This is a genomic window from Leeuwenhoekiella marinoflava DSM 3653 (assembly GCF_900129005.1).
Lineage (GTDB): Bacteria > Bacteroidota > Bacteroidia > Flavobacteriales > Flavobacteriaceae > Leeuwenhoekiella > Leeuwenhoekiella marinoflava.
The window spans coordinates 30,177-46,867 of sequence record NZ_FQUN01000009.1; the positions used below are offsets into that span (position 1 = coordinate 30,177).

General features: G+C 36.1%; 13 protein-coding genes. 8 read left to right on the plus strand and 5 right to left on the minus strand.

Annotation, left to right across the window (positions count from 1 at the left end):
• Positions 1-19: 19 nt before the first annotated feature.
• Together BUB91_RS08750 and BUB91_RS08755 are read right to left on the minus strand one after the other, a co-directional pair.
• Positions 20-1,141, minus strand: a complete 1,122-nt coding sequence (locus tag BUB91_RS08750) for a vWA domain-containing protein (protein WP_073098865.1) — start codon at positions 1,139-1,141, stop codon at positions 20-22.
• A 183-nt stretch (positions 1,142-1,324) separates the two neighbouring features.
• A complete protein-coding gene (locus BUB91_RS08755; protein WP_073098866.1) occupies positions 1,325-1,924 on the minus strand; it encodes a fasciclin domain-containing protein in 600 nt (199 codons plus the stop codon).
• 183 nt (positions 1,925-2,107) lie between these two features.
• Here BUB91_RS08755 and BUB91_RS08760 point away from each other — a divergent pair, with 183 nt between their 5' ends.
• Positions 2,108-5,323, plus strand: coding sequence for a WD40/YVTN/BNR-like repeat-containing protein (locus BUB91_RS08760; protein ID WP_073098867.1), 3,216 nt, complete (start codon positions 2,108-2,110; stop codon positions 5,321-5,323).
• 163 nt (positions 5,324-5,486) lie between these two features.
• Here the strand turns inward: BUB91_RS08760 and BUB91_RS08765 are convergent, their stop codons facing one another.
• Positions 5,487-6,470, minus strand: a complete 984-nt coding sequence (locus BUB91_RS08765) for an App1 family protein (RefSeq protein WP_073098868.1) — start codon at positions 6,468-6,470, stop codon at positions 5,487-5,489.
• Between the two features lie 66 nt (positions 6,471-6,536).
• On the opposite strand from BUB91_RS08765, the gene BUB91_RS08770 reads away from it, so the two are divergent.
• The 5 genes from BUB91_RS08770 (at position 6,537) to BUB91_RS21010 (ending at position 10,336) form a co-directional block, all read left to right on the plus strand.
• Positions 6,537-7,427: a diacylglycerol/lipid kinase family protein gene (locus BUB91_RS08770; protein WP_073098869.1), complete on the plus strand. Its 891-nt coding sequence runs from the start codon at positions 6,537-6,539 to the stop codon at positions 7,425-7,427.
• Between the two features lie 89 nt (positions 7,428-7,516).
• On the plus strand, positions 7,517-8,104 hold the full coding sequence (locus tag BUB91_RS08775; RefSeq protein ID WP_073098870.1) for a superoxide dismutase family protein: 588 nt from the start codon (positions 7,517-7,519) through the stop codon (positions 8,102-8,104).
• A gap of 96 nt (positions 8,105-8,200) precedes the next feature.
• Positions 8,201-8,731 carry an RNA polymerase sigma factor gene (locus BUB91_RS08780; protein WP_073098871.1) on the plus strand — a complete coding sequence of 177 codons (531 nt, stop codon included), beginning with the start codon at positions 8,201-8,203 and terminating at the stop codon, positions 8,729-8,731.
• Positions 8,732-9,538, plus strand: a complete 807-nt coding sequence (locus BUB91_RS08785) for an anti-sigma factor (protein ID WP_073098872.1) — start codon at positions 8,732-8,734, stop codon at positions 9,536-9,538.
• 624 nt (positions 9,539-10,162) lie between these two features.
• A complete protein-coding gene (locus BUB91_RS21010; protein WP_164917851.1) occupies positions 10,163-10,336 on the plus strand; it encodes a hypothetical protein in 174 nt (57 codons plus the stop codon).
• A gap of 107 nt (positions 10,337-10,443) precedes the next feature.
• Here the strand turns inward: BUB91_RS21010 and BUB91_RS08795 are convergent, their stop codons facing one another.
• Together BUB91_RS08795 and BUB91_RS08800 are read right to left on the minus strand one after the other, a co-directional pair.
• Positions 10,444-11,355, minus strand: coding sequence for a helix-turn-helix domain-containing protein (locus BUB91_RS08795; RefSeq protein WP_073098873.1), 912 nt, complete (start codon positions 11,353-11,355; stop codon positions 10,444-10,446).
• Between the two features lie 2 nt (positions 11,356-11,357).
• Complete coding sequence (locus BUB91_RS08800) at positions 11,358-12,236, minus strand: NAD(P)H-binding protein (protein ID WP_073098874.1); 879 nt, start codon at positions 12,234-12,236, stop codon at positions 11,358-11,360.
• 1,763 nt (positions 12,237-13,999) lie between these two features.
• Between BUB91_RS08800 and BUB91_RS08805 the strand changes: the two genes are divergently transcribed.
• Positions 14,000-15,214: an LETM1-related biofilm-associated protein gene (locus tag BUB91_RS08805; protein ID WP_073098875.1), complete on the plus strand. Its 1,215-nt coding sequence runs from the start codon at positions 14,000-14,002 to the stop codon at positions 15,212-15,214.
• 58 nt (positions 15,215-15,272) lie between these two features.
• Positions 15,273-16,601: a DUF2254 domain-containing protein gene (locus BUB91_RS08810; protein ID WP_073098876.1), complete on the plus strand. Its 1,329-nt coding sequence runs from the start codon at positions 15,273-15,275 to the stop codon at positions 16,599-16,601.
• Positions 16,602-16,691 lie beyond the last annotated feature (90 nt).

The window sequence follows — 16,691 nt, forward strand, 5'->3', positions numbered from 1 at the left end:
TTCGATTTATAATTCTTTTCTAGCGTATTCTTTTCTTTCTGTTGGTCTCATAATCTTCAAAAATCATTTCACCCAGACCTTGCAGACCGGTGTAAAACGCTTTCCCTTGATTGGCTTGTGTAAATTGACGCACAAATTTCATCAAATAAGGATCTTGCGCGATCATAAAAGTGGTTATTGGGATTTTGACCTTACGCGCCTGGCTCGCCATACTGTAGCACTTGTTTACAATATAATCGTCTAGACCTACACTGTTTTTATAGTAAAAACCATCAGGTTCCCGCACGCAGCTGGGTTTACCATCAGTAATCATAAAAATCTGCTTATTGGTATTTCGCTTACGACGAAGAATATCCATCGCTAATTGTAAGCCGGCAACCGTATTGGTATGATACGGCCCTACTTGTAAATACGGTAAGTCTTTAATTTTTATAGGCCAACTGTCGTTTCCAAAAACAATAATATCTAAAGTGTCCTTTGGGTAGCGAGTGGTGATCAATTCGGCTAAAGCCATCGCAACCTTCTTAGCTGGAGTTATTCGATCTTCACCGTATAGAATCATACTGTGACTGATATCTATCATCAGAACCGTACTCATCTGGGCCTTAAACTGTGTTTCTTCAACAACCAGATCTTTTTCTGTCAGGTCAAAATTACCAATACCATTATTGATCTGTGCATTCTTGAGACTTTCGGTCATAGAAACCCGCTCTAAAGCATCGCCAAAACGGTATTCCCTATATTCACCGGTATGCTCGTCACCACGTCCTACTCTATTAGTTTTGTGATTTCCGGCTCCTCCACGTTTTAATTTACCAAAGATTTGATCCAGCGCCCGCTGACGTATAGCTCGTTCTGTTTTTGCAGTAATTGCCATACCACCGTTACCATCTGGTTCTATTTCTTCCCGAATGTACCCCTTGTCTTTAAGTTCTTGAACAAAATCATCTAAGGTATAATCTTCGTTGGTAAGTTTGTATTCTTTGTCCAGCTCCTTCAGCCAATCCATAGCTTCTTCAAAATCTCCAGAAGTATGCGTGATCAATTCTTTAAAGATTTCAAAAAGTTGATCGAATAGTGATTGTTCCGGGGCTTCGTAACTTTTAAATACAAATCCCTTTCTTAATGTTTTCTTCTTCATAGTGTATTAAAATTACGGCATTTTGAAGTTTTGACCTTAGGAAGTAGTAAAAAATATAGATCGCATTTTTGGTCGTAATAACTTGTAAAACCTGACTTTTTAATAAAAAAGTTCTCCTTCATTTATGCATAAAAAAAACCCACCAAAAAATGGAGGGTTTTTAAATGCTATATACGTTTATACTTATGATTTTGGCATCACAACTGCGTCAATTGCATGAATCACTCCGTTAGAAGCATCTACATCGGCCATTACTACAGTTGATTTATTTCCATTTGCATCCGTTAAGATTACGTTTTCTCCATCTAAAGTAGCGGTCAACTCTTCACCTTCTACAGTAGCAATTGTAAAACTCCCATCATTATCATTGATTGCTTTTACAATATCTGCTGCCATATATTCACCAGAAACTACGTGATACTTTAATAATTCAGCTAATTTTTCTTTGTTCTCAGCTTTAGTTAAACTAGCCACTGTTCCTTCTGGTAATTTATCAAATGCTGCATTAGTAGGTGCAAATACAGTAAATGGACCTTCACTTTTTAAAGTTTCTGCAAGGTCAGCTGCTTTTACTGCTGTTACTAGTGTACTAAAATCATCATTGCCCATTGCGATTGCAGCAATAGTTTCTTGCTCTGGCATAGTCGCTTCTGCAGAAGTCTCCGTTTCCATAGCAACTTCTTCTTGAGTCGTTGCATCTTCAGATTCAGACTTTTCATTATCCTTACATGATGTGAATGCGATAGTTGCAATCATCACCATACTTAAAACTAACTTTTTCATAATCCTTGTTTTTTGGTTTTTCTTTTGTTCAAAGATATTAGCTAAAACTTAAACAAATCACAAGACTACTGTAAGCTTTTGTTAATTAGCGATATATTATGTTAATCTGCTTAATTTTTTACGCCTAACCCTTAAGCTTTTAGGTTTTTGTTAACTTAGGGCTAAACTTTAGTACATTCTTTCATGAAAAAAATTTTACTTTTCTGTTTACTGAGCTTTTCAATAACTGGAATTGCTCAAAAACTGAACCTTGATCTTTTAAAAGACATGCAACCTCGTAACGTGGGACCTGCCGGTATGAGTGGTCGTATTACGGCTATTGATGTGGTTACAGACAATCCAGACATTATTTATGCGGGTTCTGCATCAGGTGGTTTATGGAAATCTACTTCTGGCGGTATTACCTGGAAACCGGTTTTTGAAAACGAAGCAACAGCATCTATTGGTTCTGTAGCGATTCAGCAATCTAATCCTTCTGTTATTTGGGTAGGTACCGGAGAAGGAAACCCTAGAAACAGTTTAAATGGTGGTTTTGGTATCTATAAATCTTTAGATGGCGGTAAAACTTGGAAATGTATGGGACTCGAAAAAACACGTCACATTTACAGAGTACGTATAAACCCTTCAAATCCTGATATAGTTTATGCTGCTACAATAGGCTCTCCTTGGGGAGAACACGAAGAACGTGGTGTATATCGTACACAAGATGGCGGTAAGAATTGGGAAAAAGTACTTTATATAAATGAAAAAACGGGTACCGCAGAACTTGTTATGGATCCTTCTAACCCAAACAAGCTTATCGCTGCGATGTGGGAACACAAAAGAGACCCTTGGTTCTTTAAAAGCGGCGGCGAAGGTTCTGGTCTGTATATTACCTACGACGGGGGAGACAATTGGAAAGAAATTACTTCAAAAAATGGTTTACCGGAAGGCGACCTAGGAAGAATGGGACTTGCCATTGCTACAAATAAACCCAATATCGTTTATGCGTATGTTGAAGCTAAAAAGAACGGACTTTACCGTTCTGAAGATGGTGGTGAGAATTGGAAATTGATAAATGATGATATGAATGAAATAGGAAATCGACCTTTTTATTATGCTGAAATTTATGTAGCTCCTAATAACGAGAATCGCGTGTACAGCGTATTTACTTATGTAAATGTCTCTGAAGATGGTGGGAAAAGTTTTAAAGAATTGATGCCGGCTTATGGCGTTGATAATGGCGTTCACCCCGATCATCACGCATTTTATATTCACCCTAAAAATCCGGAGTTTATGATTGACGGAAACGACGGTGGATTGAATATTTCTCGTGATGGAGGAAGTTCTTGGCGTTTTGCTGAAAATATTCCGGTAGGGCAATTTTACCATATTGCAGTAGATAACGAATTTCCATATAATGTTTATGGCGGTATGCAAGACAATGGTAGCTGGCGTGGACCAGCCTATATCTGGCGTGCACAAGGCATACGCAACTCCTACTGGCAAGAAATTTCATTTGGAGATGGTTTTGACGTTGTGCCAGACCGTGATGATTCGCAATACGGTTGGTCTATGAGCCAGCAAGGTTATGTGAGCAGATATGACTGGATAACTGGAGCCAATTATCTGGTACGCCCTACGCATCCTGATCCTGATGTAGAGCTTCGCTTCAACTGGAACGCGGCAATAAATATTGATCCCTTTGACAACAGCACCTTATATTTTGGTAGTCAATACGTACATAAATCGACTGATAAAGGATTAACATGGGAGGTGATTTCACCTGACCTTACTACCAATGACCCTGAGAAACAAAAACAAAGCGAAAGCGGTGGCTTAACGATGGATGCGACCGGTGCTGAGAATCACACTACGATTTTGGTTATTGAACCCAGTCCTGTTCAACAAGATATGATCTGGACAGGCTCTGATGATGGTAAAGTATTCTACACTAGAAACGGTGGTGAAGATTGGACAGATGTTTCTAAAAACCTAAAAGGTTTACCAGAAGGAAGCTGGATTGCGCAGATTAAAGCTTCTGCAACGAATAAAGGAGAAGCCTTGTTAGTGGCTAACAACTACCGAAGATTTGACTACAAACCCTATGTATATCGCACCACAGATTATGGGAAATCCTGGAAGAGTATTGTTGATGCAGATGATGTGCAAAGTTATTCTTTAGCCATACTTGAAGATAAAGAAGAACCTAATCTTATGTTTTTAGGTACAGACGATGGATTATATGTCTCTATTGATGCCGGTGAAAACTGGGAAAAATGGACCAACGGCTTCCCTACTGTTCCTGTAAAAGATTTAGTAATTCAGGAACGCGAAGATGATTTGGCAATTGCAACTTTTGGCCGTTCTATTTGGGTTTTAGATGATATAAAACCGCTTAGAGCGCTAGCAGCAAACAAGAATCTGGGCGCAAATCTGAATATGGAAGAAGGAACCGTTTTAGATGTAGTTCCTCCTGCTGTGGTGTATCAAAATGCCTCCCAGCAACCTACCGGAAGTCGTTTTGGTGCAGATGCTACTTATGGCGGTACCAATCGCGAGCGCGGTGCTTTTGTAAAGTATATGTTCAATCCTAGGAAAGTTGAGAAAAGTGAAACGGAAGAGCAATCTGCTGATTCTGAAAAAGAAGAATCAGAAACAAAATGGGATAGTATTTTTCTAAATATTTATGATGGAGACCGCCTAATCAGAACCCTTAAAACTAAAACACCAGACTCTTCGGGTATGTATAGTTTTAGATGGTTTCTGGATGAAAAAGGAGTTGACAGACCTTCTCGTCGTATTAACGACCGCAATTTTGAGCCCGGCGGTGTAACGGTAAAACCCGGAAGCTATAAAGTTGTGATGAGCTACGGTTCACTTAAAGATTCAGAAATGATAACCGTAAAAAGTGACCCGCGTTTGGATATTTCTGCAAGTGCAATCAACGAAATCTACACTGCCCAGAAAGGTTTAGAAGATATGACTGAGGTTTCCGCAGATGTGGTAAAACAATTGGTTGAAAGCAAAAGCATTGCAGAAGATTTTATTTTAGACTTAAAAAAGTTAGATAAAAAAGCATATAAAATTCAGATTGACAGTTCAGAAGCTATTGTGAAGAAAATAGATGAGAAAATCGCACTATTCTTAGGTAAAGAAGATGAACGCCAAGGTATCACCCGCAATGCAGAGGTTACTGTTCTCAATCGTATTTATCTAGCAAATGGGTATGTAGAAAGCAGACCCGGTGGCTTAACAATTACTGAGAATACACTTATTAAGCAAGCGAAAAATGAACTATCCACAGCACTTAGCGAAGTAAATACCTTCTTTAAAAACGATTGGAGTGCGTATGAAAAACAAATGAAACAGTTAGAACTGTCTCCTTTTAAAGAAATACAAAGCTTTAAATTAAAATAGTTAAACCATTTTATAAGAGTTAACTAACTTGGGGTAAGCCTGTCTGCCAACAAAGGCAGGTCCATAAGTCATTAAAAGCAAACAGTTTTTAATTTCGAGACAAGCCTCAGAGCATTTAAATCTCGATTATCAAGTAAAAAGCCCGATCAAACAATTGGGCTTTTTAATACTCTTCTTCTATAAAACCAATCTCTTTAGAATGTTTTATAGCTTCTGTACTCTTTTTAAAATAGCAAGTAGCTACTTTCATATTATTAATATTCTGAAGCACTTTTTTAGTTTTTCTCTTTTTTGTTCTTCCGGTTTGACGCAGATAAATTGCTTCAATACTCATAGGAAACATTTTACAAATACGCTCGTATATAAAAGCATCTTGTTGCGAATCGTCACCTAGAAGTACATAGCGTTGCTTCGGGTAAAAAGAGATAATGTCTTTTATCTTGACAAATTTATGGTCATGATTGCCGCCACCGGTACTTAAAAAATCTGAAATTCCGGTTTTAATATCTTTCAGTTTAATAACGGCTTTAGGTAATTCCTGAAGCTTTGTAAACTGAACGATAAAATCATATAAATTCCATTCACTACTCGATACATAAAAAAAAGAATTACTTCTTCCTTTCTCTTTATGACCACTGCTACTCAAGGCTTTATAATGCTTAACGACATCTTCAAAAGTTTTGCGATTGTTTACATTTCGCGCTAGCATAACAAAAAGCTTTTTAAATATATTTCCGCTATGAGAGATTAAAAAAGTATCATCTATATCTGAGATAATACTTACTTTACTCTCAAAAGGTTTTAAAAACTGAGCTTTTTCAACAATTCCATAATTTACTTCTTCAGGCTTACAAGTCACCTCATACGTATGCCAGCCACTTTGTAAACTATTCTCATACGGTATTGTAAATCTAAAATAGCCATCATTCATCGTTCTGGTAGTAATATCAATGTCTTTAAACCGCAGCCGAACTTCAACATTTTTTAGAGGAGAAATTCTAAACATATGCAAAACAGAGAACGCATGCTTAAAACCCTTGCGATCTGTTTGATATTTATCTGGTGCCCAAGATTTAAAAACATGGCCAAAAACGACTAGTTCTTCATCGTTGGCATATCCGCGGTATAATTGTAGATCAAGCTTCACTTAATTGGTATTTTATTAACGCTCTTCTGCTGTCAAAATAGCTAATTTTAAATCGAAATCTACTTAATGAAAACACAAAAGACCATTTTACTTGTCATAAACCCTATTGCAGGTGGTACCGATAAAAAGCCTATTATAGAAGCGTTTAAAAAGCATGTTTCTCAAAATAATGATGAGAGCATTATATATGAGACAACCGGTAAAAACGACAAGAAAGCTATTCAGGATTTAATTACAGAGAAACAACCAGATCGTATTTTAATATCTGGTGGTGACGGTACCATTCGCGAAGTGGCTGATGCGATTAAAGGTGAATCGTTAAAAATAGGTCTTTTACCATCTGGCTCTGCTAATGGATTGGCTACCAATTTTGATATTCCAGACTCACTTGAGAAACAATTGAAAATTGCATTAGGTGAGCATTTTATAGCTATGGATCTCCTAGAAATTGATGGTTTTACTTGTTTACATATTGCAGATTTAGGAGTTAACGCGCAGTTGATTGAAAATTATGAAAAGTCTGAAATACGCGGAAAACTAGGCTATCTCATACAAGCATTCCCTACCCTCATTAATAATGATTTTCCTTTTGAAGTAAAAATTGAATGTGATGATGAAACCTGTATTGAAGAAGGTGTTCTGGTAGCTATCGCGAATGCAAATAAATTTGGAACCGGAGCAAAAATAAACCCTACCGGGAAAATGGACGATGGGATTTTTGAAGTTTTGGTCTTTAAAAACTTCAGCATCAAAGGGATTTTAGAAACCTTTTATGATGACGTGCAACTGGATCCTGATTTTGTAAAAGTTATTAAATGTAAAGAAGTTAGTATACACAGCAAAAAACCGATTGCCTTTCAAATTGATGGAGAGTTTATGGGTGAGAAACAGTTAATTAAAGCCAAAATGACCGATTCTAAACTTACCATTGCAATACCAAAAAGCTTCAACCCCTAGTTAACGCTAATGTTAAGCTTATCTTTAATCGTTTGGTCAGGCTATTGTAAACCCTTAATTTAGTCTTTTAAACTAATCAAATTTCTATTATGAAAAACTACGCAATACTTTTCTCTCTTGCATTAACATTAGGTTTCACCTCTTGTAAGAATGACAAGAAGGAAAAAGAGATGGACGAAACAACTACAACCGAAACAGCAGACATGCAAGAAGAGGCTCCTGTTGTTAAAAAATTAACGGTAAATTTAGAATCTAAAAGTGGTAGTACTGCAACCGGTAGTGCTGTTTTTACAGAAGAAGACGGTGAGGTATCTATGACTGCTGTATTTGAAGGTTTAGAGCCGGGCATGCACGCGATTCATATTCATGAGAAAGCTGATTGTTCTGCAGATGACGGTACTTCTGCAGGTGGTCACTGGAATCCTACTAAAGAACAGCATGGTAAATGGGGTGCTGCAGAAGGTTATCACAAAGGAGATATAGGTAATTTTCAGGCAGATGAAAATGGTAATGGTACAATTACAACGACTACAGATGAGTGGTGTATTAGCTGTGATGATCCTATGAAGGATATTGTAGGTAAAGGTCTTATTGTGCACCAAGGTGCAGATGATTTTACAAGTCAGCCTAGCGGCGCTGCAGGACCACGTGTAAGCTGTGGTGGTATTATTGAATAATACAATGCACATTGTAAATGAAATTATTAAAAGCAGCTCTTTGAGCTGCTTTTTTACTTTTAATTTAATACATTTAAGCACTACTAACAGATTGCTATGCAACCAGATGATTTAATTTTACGTCTTCAGCAGAAAGACGAAAAAGCCTTTGAACGCTTATATAGTCTATACTCAGAAAGCATTTTTGGTGTTATAAACAGCGTACTCCACGATGTTGAAGCTTCAGAAGAAGTATTACAGGATGTTTTTATTAAAGTATGGGATAACTGCGAATCTTACTCTTCTAAAAAGGGAAGATTCTTTACCTGGCTCCTTAATATTGCTCGTAATGCAGCAATAGATAAGACGCGATCCAAGTCATTTAAAAACCAAAAGAAAAACCTTACTCAAGAATATTTCGTAGATATTCTCGAAAACAAAAGTAGTTTTTCAAGTAAAGTTGATGCGATAGGTATAAAGAAATATATCAAAGCTTTAGGAGAAGATTGTAAGAAAGTGATTAATCTTTTATTTTTTAAAGGTTACACTCAAAAAGAAGCTTCTGAAGAATTAAATATGCCATTAGGAACTATTAAAACGCGCAACAGACTTTGTATTAATAAACTAAGAGCTATATTGGTAAATTAAATGGATATTCAAGAATACATAGAATCTGGCATACTTGAACTGTATGTGTATGGTGCCTTAACTTCTAAAGAAAGTGAAGAAGTTTCAACGGTACTTAAACAATACCCTGAAGTAGAAAAAGAAGTAGAGCAGATAGAAGCCGCGCTTCAAAATCTGGCAACTGCAGCTGCACCTTATAATCCTGAAGAAATACTTGCAGCAATAAAAGCGAAACTTCAAGGCAATGATGGTGTGGTACAATTAAACCCGGCATCTCAAAAAAGAACACGTTTGCTGTCATTTATCAGCGTAGCAGCTTCGGTAATTTTCTTAATCGGAATATTTATTTTGTTGAATAGAACAAATACACTTCGTAAAGAGTTACAAGTGGTAGAAATCGAAAACAAGTCCTTAGAAAGCAAACTTCAGCATTCTGAAGATGTATTAACTCAAACTAAAGAGATTCTTGCAGTTATTCGCGAACCACAGATTATAAAAGTACCTCTTACCGGTCAGCAGGTTGCTCCAGAAGCTTATGTAAACGTTTTTTGGGATAAGGAATCTAACAGCGCATATATAGATGCTATGGGCTTACCAGAACCTCCTGAAGGTTTTGTGTATCAAGTATGGTCATTAAAATTAGATCCGCTTACTCCTACAAGTATGGGACTCTTAGATGATTTTGCAAACAATAGCTATAAGATCTTTAGCTTAGAGAATCCTAATGACTCTCAAGCATTTGGTATCACGCTAGAACCGGCAGGTGGAAGCGAAACTCCAACAATGGAACAATTATATACCTTAGGTGTTGTAGAGAATAACGCTTAAGAAATGTAATTAGTTTTACATTTTAATTATTAAAAAAGTCCAGCGAATCTAAATTCGCTGGACTTTTTTTTGACCCTTAGCTATTTATATTTCCCCCTTGATCCTGATAAACTATAATAAGTTGAAAATCACCCTTTGTTGTATTTCTTGTGTATTATTTTCTTTTTTTTCCAAAATTGCATAAAATTTTCGTGGTGAAATTTTTAGGTCTTTTGTTATTTCGCTCACTTTTTTCTTTACCTTCTTGTATAGTTTTAAATTCTCGTTTACCTTTTTATTGAAGTAATGTTTTTCCAACTTCTCAACAATTTGCAGTTCAGTCAAATTTGAGTCATTTGCATATTGTTCAATTTTTAGATTTAATTTTTTTTAGATTACTCATAAGTCTCTTTTTTTTTAAGTTTAGCCTCAATATATAACGTGTTTCTGCAGAAAAGACTGGCGTGTATTTTCACGAAAGAATAAAAATACAAAACTGCTCAGTAAATTCCTTACGGATTTTTGTTAATAGGCTTGTGTAAACTTCCCCATACGCAACAGTTGTCTGGGCAAAAGGCAAAACACAATAGAACCTGTCTTTCGCACAAAACAAATAGCATAAGATTAAAACAGACCAATAAATGCATGCAGCTCTCCGCCATCGCCTACAACCTTAAGAAATACTTCAAATTCACTCAAAAACGGGTGAAAAGTGGAGCAGGTTTGCTCGACTTCTTTTTAAAACTCAAAACAACACTAATGGAAGCTTATAGATTGATTTTAAGAAATCTGGTGTTTGCTAATTTACAAACGGTCTAAAACTAGAAAACCGCTTAAAAGCGGCTTAGATAAATAGGTTTTTATAGAAATCACGGACTTGTGCAACGGTTACCATTGTTAGCTGTAGTGGTTTTTCCGATTTTTAATTAATTAAATGCTTTTCTAAATTCTAAAGGGGTCAATTCAGTTTTTTTCTTAAACAACTTTCCAAATGATTGTGGGTGTTCAAAACCTAAACCGAAAGCAATTTCATTTACTGATAATTCAGTAGTAGATAATTTTTCTTTCGCTAGCTCAATCACTTTTTCGTGGATAAATTCTTGAGTACTTTTTCCAGTTATAGTTTTGAGTAGTTTACTTAAATAATTTGGCGACAAGTTAATTGAAGTTGAAAGGTTTTTAACTGTGGGTAGCCCTTTTGATAACATATCTTCATTTTTAAAATAATCGTTTAAAAGGGTGTCGAATCTTTCAAGAATGCTGTGGTTAAATTTATTCCTTGTTATGAACTGTCTTTGGTAAAATCGCTCGGAATAAGTAAGTAATAATTCTAGTTGAGAGATTATAACATCTTGACTGAACTTGTCAATGTTTGAGTTATATTCATTGTTTATACTTCGAAAAATAATGGTAAGCATATCCTCTTCTTTTTCTGAAAGATGCAACGCCTCTTTTAAGTCGTAACCGAAAAAGTCGTACTGCTTTATTTTTTTTGCAAGATTGGTTCCCCATAAAAAATCGGGATGGAAAATCAGCAACCATCCCGAATGATTAAATTGTTGATTGACGGATTCAATTCGCATTATTTGATTTGGTGCGATAAAAGCCAAAACTCCCTCGTCAAAGTCATATTCTTGCTGACCGTATTTCATTTTGCCGTCAATCAAATGTTTTAACGCAATGCAATAAAATCCGTGCGTTACATTTAAATTAATATTTGGCGTATAGATAATATCATTGAAATTAATTACACTTAACAAAGGATGTTGTGGCTTTGCAAGTCCATTTCGTTTATGATATTCCGAGATAGTTTTTATATGAATAATATCTTTTGTCATAATTATTTAATATACATTTCAGCAAAGTCTATTGCGAAATCTTCAAGTGTTACAGTACCCATTTTAATAGGTTTATTACTTTCATAGTTTTCTGTCAATTTTCCATTTGCAAGACTTGCATACATTTCTGTAAACAGATTGGCGATGTTTGTAGGTATGCCATTTTGTTCCATTCCTTTTTTTATTTCTTCATCAGATACAATTTTCCATTCTAAGTCAGTTTTCCCTATTACTTTTCCTAGTGCTGTAGCAATTTCTTGACCTGTATGTTCAGAACTTACTATGTATCTAAACAATTTACTTTTGGTTGTTGTAAGTTCTTCAGCAACTGCGTTCGCAATATCTTTTGGCGATACCAAAGGGAACTTGGTCTGACCGTAGTTCGCTGCAATTTGACCAGTATATTTTATCATATCTATATAATTACAAAGGTTGTAATAGAAATAGGTAGGTCTTAAAATTGTCAAATTTATGTTCGGTAATTGTTTTATTATTTCTTCCGCAAAATGCGAACCCAAAATAGGTCCTGTTCCAGAATTTAAATGCGCTCCGAAACTACTCAACTGAACAACACGTTTAATTTTATTTTTTTTAACGGCTTCCGCATAGTTTGCGTTTATAAGTCGGTAGTATTCTCGAATATCAGATTTAGAATAATCAGGCGGATTCAATAAAAATACCGCATCAGTATTTTTAAAAGCGGACATTAAAAAATCTAAATCTTCTAAAGACCCAATTTTTGGTTTTCCTCCTATTTGTTCAATTTCAGCCTTTCTGTCAATAGAATGGCTAATTACGGTTACCTCGTGACCATAATTAATTAATTGTTTTGTGAGCGGTTTTCCAATATTACCTAAAGAACTTGTAAGCGTGATTTTCATTTTGTTTTCTTTTTTTGTGAGTTACAAAGTTCAAAATGAAAAAGATTTAAAATGTAGTCAAATCATTCTTGATGTAATCCAAATCTATCTTTTCGGGTTAATTCGTTGTTTGCACGATTTTTTGCCATTACAGCTAACTTGTTATATCAACACTAAATATATAAATATCCCCGCAAAATTTGCGGGATATCATCACTTTTTGACGATGATATCCGTTGAGCCCTGATAGGACTTGATGCTGTAATGATAAGATACCGTACAATCAAAACTGACTCCCCTCACAGATTACCTAGCCGCTACCCTATTTCAAATTTATTTACTTCCTTTTTTAGTACCGCTTTCCTCAATAGCTTCTGGCAGTTAACGTGCAGGCAAAGTCGGAGTGCTACCACACTCCTACCACACTGCAACCACACTCCTACCACACTTTACCACACTTTTTCTGGTTGAATACGGTAGCAAAGTGGTTCTAAGTTAGTAGCGCCTAGACTAATCTCAGAACGATACGCTTAGTAGACTGGAAGTAAAATAGGAGTATGTAAAAAATAGCTCTAGGTATTGGGATAGCATACTTATTATTAAGGCTTTATTGCAGTATTCCGGAGGGCAAACCGCTATGCTTAGACAGCTACCTATTTCATAACAAACTCATAAATTCAGCTTTTTAAAACAGGTTTTCATACACGCTGACGCGCTATTCTGGGGGGGTGTAGCCGATCCAGGGAGTTGGGTAATGTTTGCGCTGTATTTTGAGGCCAAGCAGCACTATTTGACCGAAACAACTGGCACCCTTACTGCCAAATAAGCATGCCATTTAAAACAACGTATCATATTGAAAATTTTAGGAACTGCGTTTCTTGAAAAGGTAGCATTGCATCCGTGACTATTTGATGAACCTCAGCCTTATACCTCCCATAGCGTTAGTATACCGTTACCCTGCCTTTGCTATGCAGTATCCCCGGGTGAAACGCGGGTGAACCTCGGGTGAACTACGGGTGAACCTTGGGTGAATGGAGCTCTGGAATGTTTAAAATGGAATAATGGCAGCACGGAGTACTCGCTGCAGGTAGTATGGCAAGCTGCTCTTTAAGATCCAACTTATAAAAAAAGCCTCCCCCCTATCCTAGGCTGTGCGGTTAAGATAAACGCGTCTTAGCCTAGCGTTGCTAATATAAGGCATTTTTAAGGCCTTGTCAAGAGGTGAGCCTATACAGATCATTAGACTTTGCTGAGCAGCGTTTACTTAACCCCATCATGCTTTGCTGAGACTTAGGGTTCTCCCTTATAAAGCGGGAGCAGGCTGTACCGACGCATAGCACACTACCGGAACAAACGCTGGGAACACGTGCGGTACTTTAGCGACTTCTTCCAACTTGGCATCCTCGAGGGTTTATCGTCAGATTCAACTTTATTGAAAACTTGAAATAGTAGATAGATTGGAATTAAAAAATAATTTCACAAATAGGCATAAAAAAAGAATCACCTGCCTTCTCCAAAACAAGGTGATTCTCAACTAACAAAAAATCCAAAAAAACTAATCAACTAACCAAAATTGATAATCTTCCTTTCCATATTCTCCAAAATAATTGAGATTTGGATTTTTCAATTGAAAAGTTAAATGCCCAACTTAACTTATTCACTACATTTACGTAGTAAAGCTGACTGTGGTTTTCGGAATTTGAAAAAAAATAAAAATATTTTCAAAACACAACACAACTATTTAATTTTCAGTATTTTAAATTCAAAAATTTAATCCAAATTTTATGAATCCTTCGTCTTCAGGATGGATTACAAAGCATCAACCGGTCATAAAAAAATCTTTTAAAGAGCTTAACTCAGACTTAAATGGTTTTTATGAATTGCTACTTCAGTCTGGTTTTATATATGGAGTTTCGGTAACTACGGTGAGCTACGGTGTTGCAGAGCCTTTAAAATGGAATGAAACTGAGCGGGCTAAACTCAACTTTTTTGATAGTCTCTATTGTATTTACTATCAAAAATATGGTGACGATACTCATTTTTTTAAAGCTATTACAACATATTATAAGCAGTTAGATCCTAAAAATCACCTTTATTTTACCAGATTCTCTAAACTAAAACCCAATGCCTCTTCTTTAGAAAAAATCATTCAAGAGCGTATACAGACTAATGAACATGTACTTCAAAAAAACTTTAGCAACCTTATAACCAATGCGCTGCTTTTTATTGATGTTTTAGCATTTCAACATTATCTGGAAAACGAAGAAAATATTAGCGATTATGCTTCAGAGTTAGAAGCTACATTAATGAATGTGATTTGGCTCGCATTGATGCAAAAAGAAGAGAAAGAGCTATATGATAAGTTATTGCTTAAACTTTTTGAAAAGTCACTTAGGTATAATCGAAACTTAAAACAAGAAGCTCAAAATCTTGACGAAGTTCCTCTTGAAACCTATACTGACCTGCTCGAAAAACGCTATTTGTTAGACTTGGCTGCACTGGCCATATGGGATGATGTAAAGCTTGATAAAACCGAATACCTTTTTCTGAAGAAATTCGGTAACCTTCTTAAACTTCCTAATGAAATTGTCGAGCAGTCTACAACTTATGTACACACCTTTATACATGCAAACCGAAAAAGTATTTCGTACCTCAACTACAGCAATCCGGTAAAACATTTTTATACACAAACCAGTCAAACGGTGAAAACGCTTATTCTTCGGAATAAAAAACGCTTGCTTCAGGAACTTTCAGAAAGTAAAGATTTGGTTTTATTATTGGGACAATCCACGGTTCGCGATTTGAACAAAGTCGAAAAAAAGCGGGTCAAATCACAGCTGTTGGACATTTGTAAAAGTATCCCGTCTCTTGCAATTTTTATGCTTCCCGGCGGTGGCATTTTACTTCCGTTACTGGTAAAATTTATACCCGAATTGTTACCAAGCGCGTTTAATGAAAACCGAATAGAAACTCAAAACCCTGAAGATACCGAGATTTAGTTTGTTAACACTATATCAAAAAGCACACAGGTTTTAAAGATATTGCGCAAATTCGCTTATGCTTCAATTTATAACTAAATTCCGACTATTTTTTGCCAATCTTACCGGGAAAATTGGCTTCTACCCTTCTCTATTTGCTTTTGGAGGTCTTTGCATAGGTTTTGTCATGCTCTATGCAGAAAGCCAAGGTGTTTCTAGCTTTTTGATCGAAAATGCCCCGCAGTTAGTCATTAATGATGCAGACACTGCGCGTACACTGCTCAGTACGTTCATAGGAGGTATTATTTCGCTGATGGTTTTCAGTTTTTCTATGGTTATGATCTTGCTCAATCAGGCTTCTAACAATTATTCTCCAAGAATTCTTCCGGGATTGATTTCTAATAAAAGGCATCAGTATGTTTTAGGCTATTATATCGCAACGCTTATTTACTGCATTCTCATTTTACTGAGTATAAAACCTACGGATAACAAATACCAACTCCCTGGGTTTGCAGTATTGATTGGTATCATTTTGAGTATGCTGGTTTTAGCACTCTTTATTTATTTTATTCATTCAATTTCCGAAGCGATTCAGATTAATAAAATAATCGAGACGATCTACCAGAAAGCAAAAACGCGTTTAACCCAACTCATCAATCAAACCGATGAAAAATACAGCAGAAAAGATTTCCCGGAAAGCAAAGACTGGAATGTTATTAAAATAGACAATACCGGTTATCTGCAAACCATTGCTGTAGATGCCCTACTCGAACTCTCCAGTGAACTGGACTGTAAAATTGATATTCTGGTTCCTAAAGGCACTTTTATTTTAAAAAACGTACCAATCGCCCGTTGTAACAAAGAACTTGATGAAGAACAAAGAAACCACTTACTCACCTGTTTCGGATTTTCAAGAAGCGAAATCGTAAAGCACAATTATATTCTGGGTTTTAAACAACTTACCGAGATTGCAATCAAAGCAATGAGCCCGGGTATCAATGATCCCGGAACTGCTATAACCTGTATAGATTACCTTTCAGAGCTTTTTGCATTGAGACTTTGTAAAGAAGATTTTAGCTATATAAAGAATAAAGATGATGAACCAGTAATAAGCCTGAGAACGATAGATTTTAAAGAGTTGATCTATTTTGTTTTTGTTCCGCTTCGTAATTACTGTAAACACGATGTGGTTATGCTGCACAAGATGCTCACCGCTTTATATTTTTTATTACAGACTAAATCCGTTGTTAAAAATTCTGAAGAAATAATAATAGACGAGATCAACCTCATTTTAATTGATGCGAAAGCCAACATAACAAACCAGACAGATCTTGAAGGTATTTTTGTAATACGGGAAAAAGCAGCAGCTTACAACAATACAGACCGGGAGTTGGCTCGTTTAAAGTAAATTAAATAGGACAAACCTGTCTGGCTGATAAAGGCAGGTCCAAAAGACATACAATGAAACAGCTTTTGACTTAGAGAAATGTCTTGGAGC

Coding starts and splice junctions, on each gene's coding strand:
- BUB91_RS08750 (WP_073098865.1), bottom strand. CDS start 1,141: ATGAAGAAGAAAACATTAAGAAAGGGATTTGTATTTAAAAGTTACGAA.
- BUB91_RS08755 (WP_073098866.1), bottom strand. CDS start 1,924: ATGAAAAAGTTAGTTTTAAGTATGGTGATGATTGCAACTATCGCATTC.
- BUB91_RS08760 (WP_073098867.1), top strand. CDS start 2,108: ATGAAAAAAATTTTACTTTTCTGTTTACTGAGCTTTTCAATAACTGGA.
- BUB91_RS08770 (WP_073098869.1), top strand. CDS start 6,537: ATGAAAACACAAAAGACCATTTTACTTGTCATAAACCCTATTGCAGGT.
- BUB91_RS08775 (WP_073098870.1), top strand. CDS start 7,517: ATGAAAAACTACGCAATACTTTTCTCTCTTGCATTAACATTAGGTTTC.
- BUB91_RS08780 (WP_073098871.1), top strand. CDS start 8,201: ATGCAACCAGATGATTTAATTTTACGTCTTCAGCAGAAAGACGAAAAA.
- BUB91_RS08785 (WP_073098872.1), top strand. CDS start 8,732: ATGGATATTCAAGAATACATAGAATCTGGCATACTTGAACTGTATGTG.
- BUB91_RS21010 (WP_164917851.1), top strand. CDS start 10,163: ATGCAGCTCTCCGCCATCGCCTACAACCTTAAGAAATACTTCAAATTC.
- BUB91_RS08795 (WP_073098873.1), bottom strand. CDS start 11,355: ATGACAAAAGATATTATTCATATAAAAACTATCTCGGAATATCATAAA.
- BUB91_RS08800 (WP_073098874.1), bottom strand. CDS start 12,236: ATGAAAATCACGCTTACAAGTTCTTTAGGTAATATTGGAAAACCGCTC.
- BUB91_RS08805 (WP_073098875.1), top strand. CDS start 14,000: ATGAATCCTTCGTCTTCAGGATGGATTACAAAGCATCAACCGGTCATA.
- BUB91_RS08810 (WP_073098876.1), top strand. CDS start 15,273: ATGCTTCAATTTATAACTAAATTCCGACTATTTTTTGCCAATCTTACC.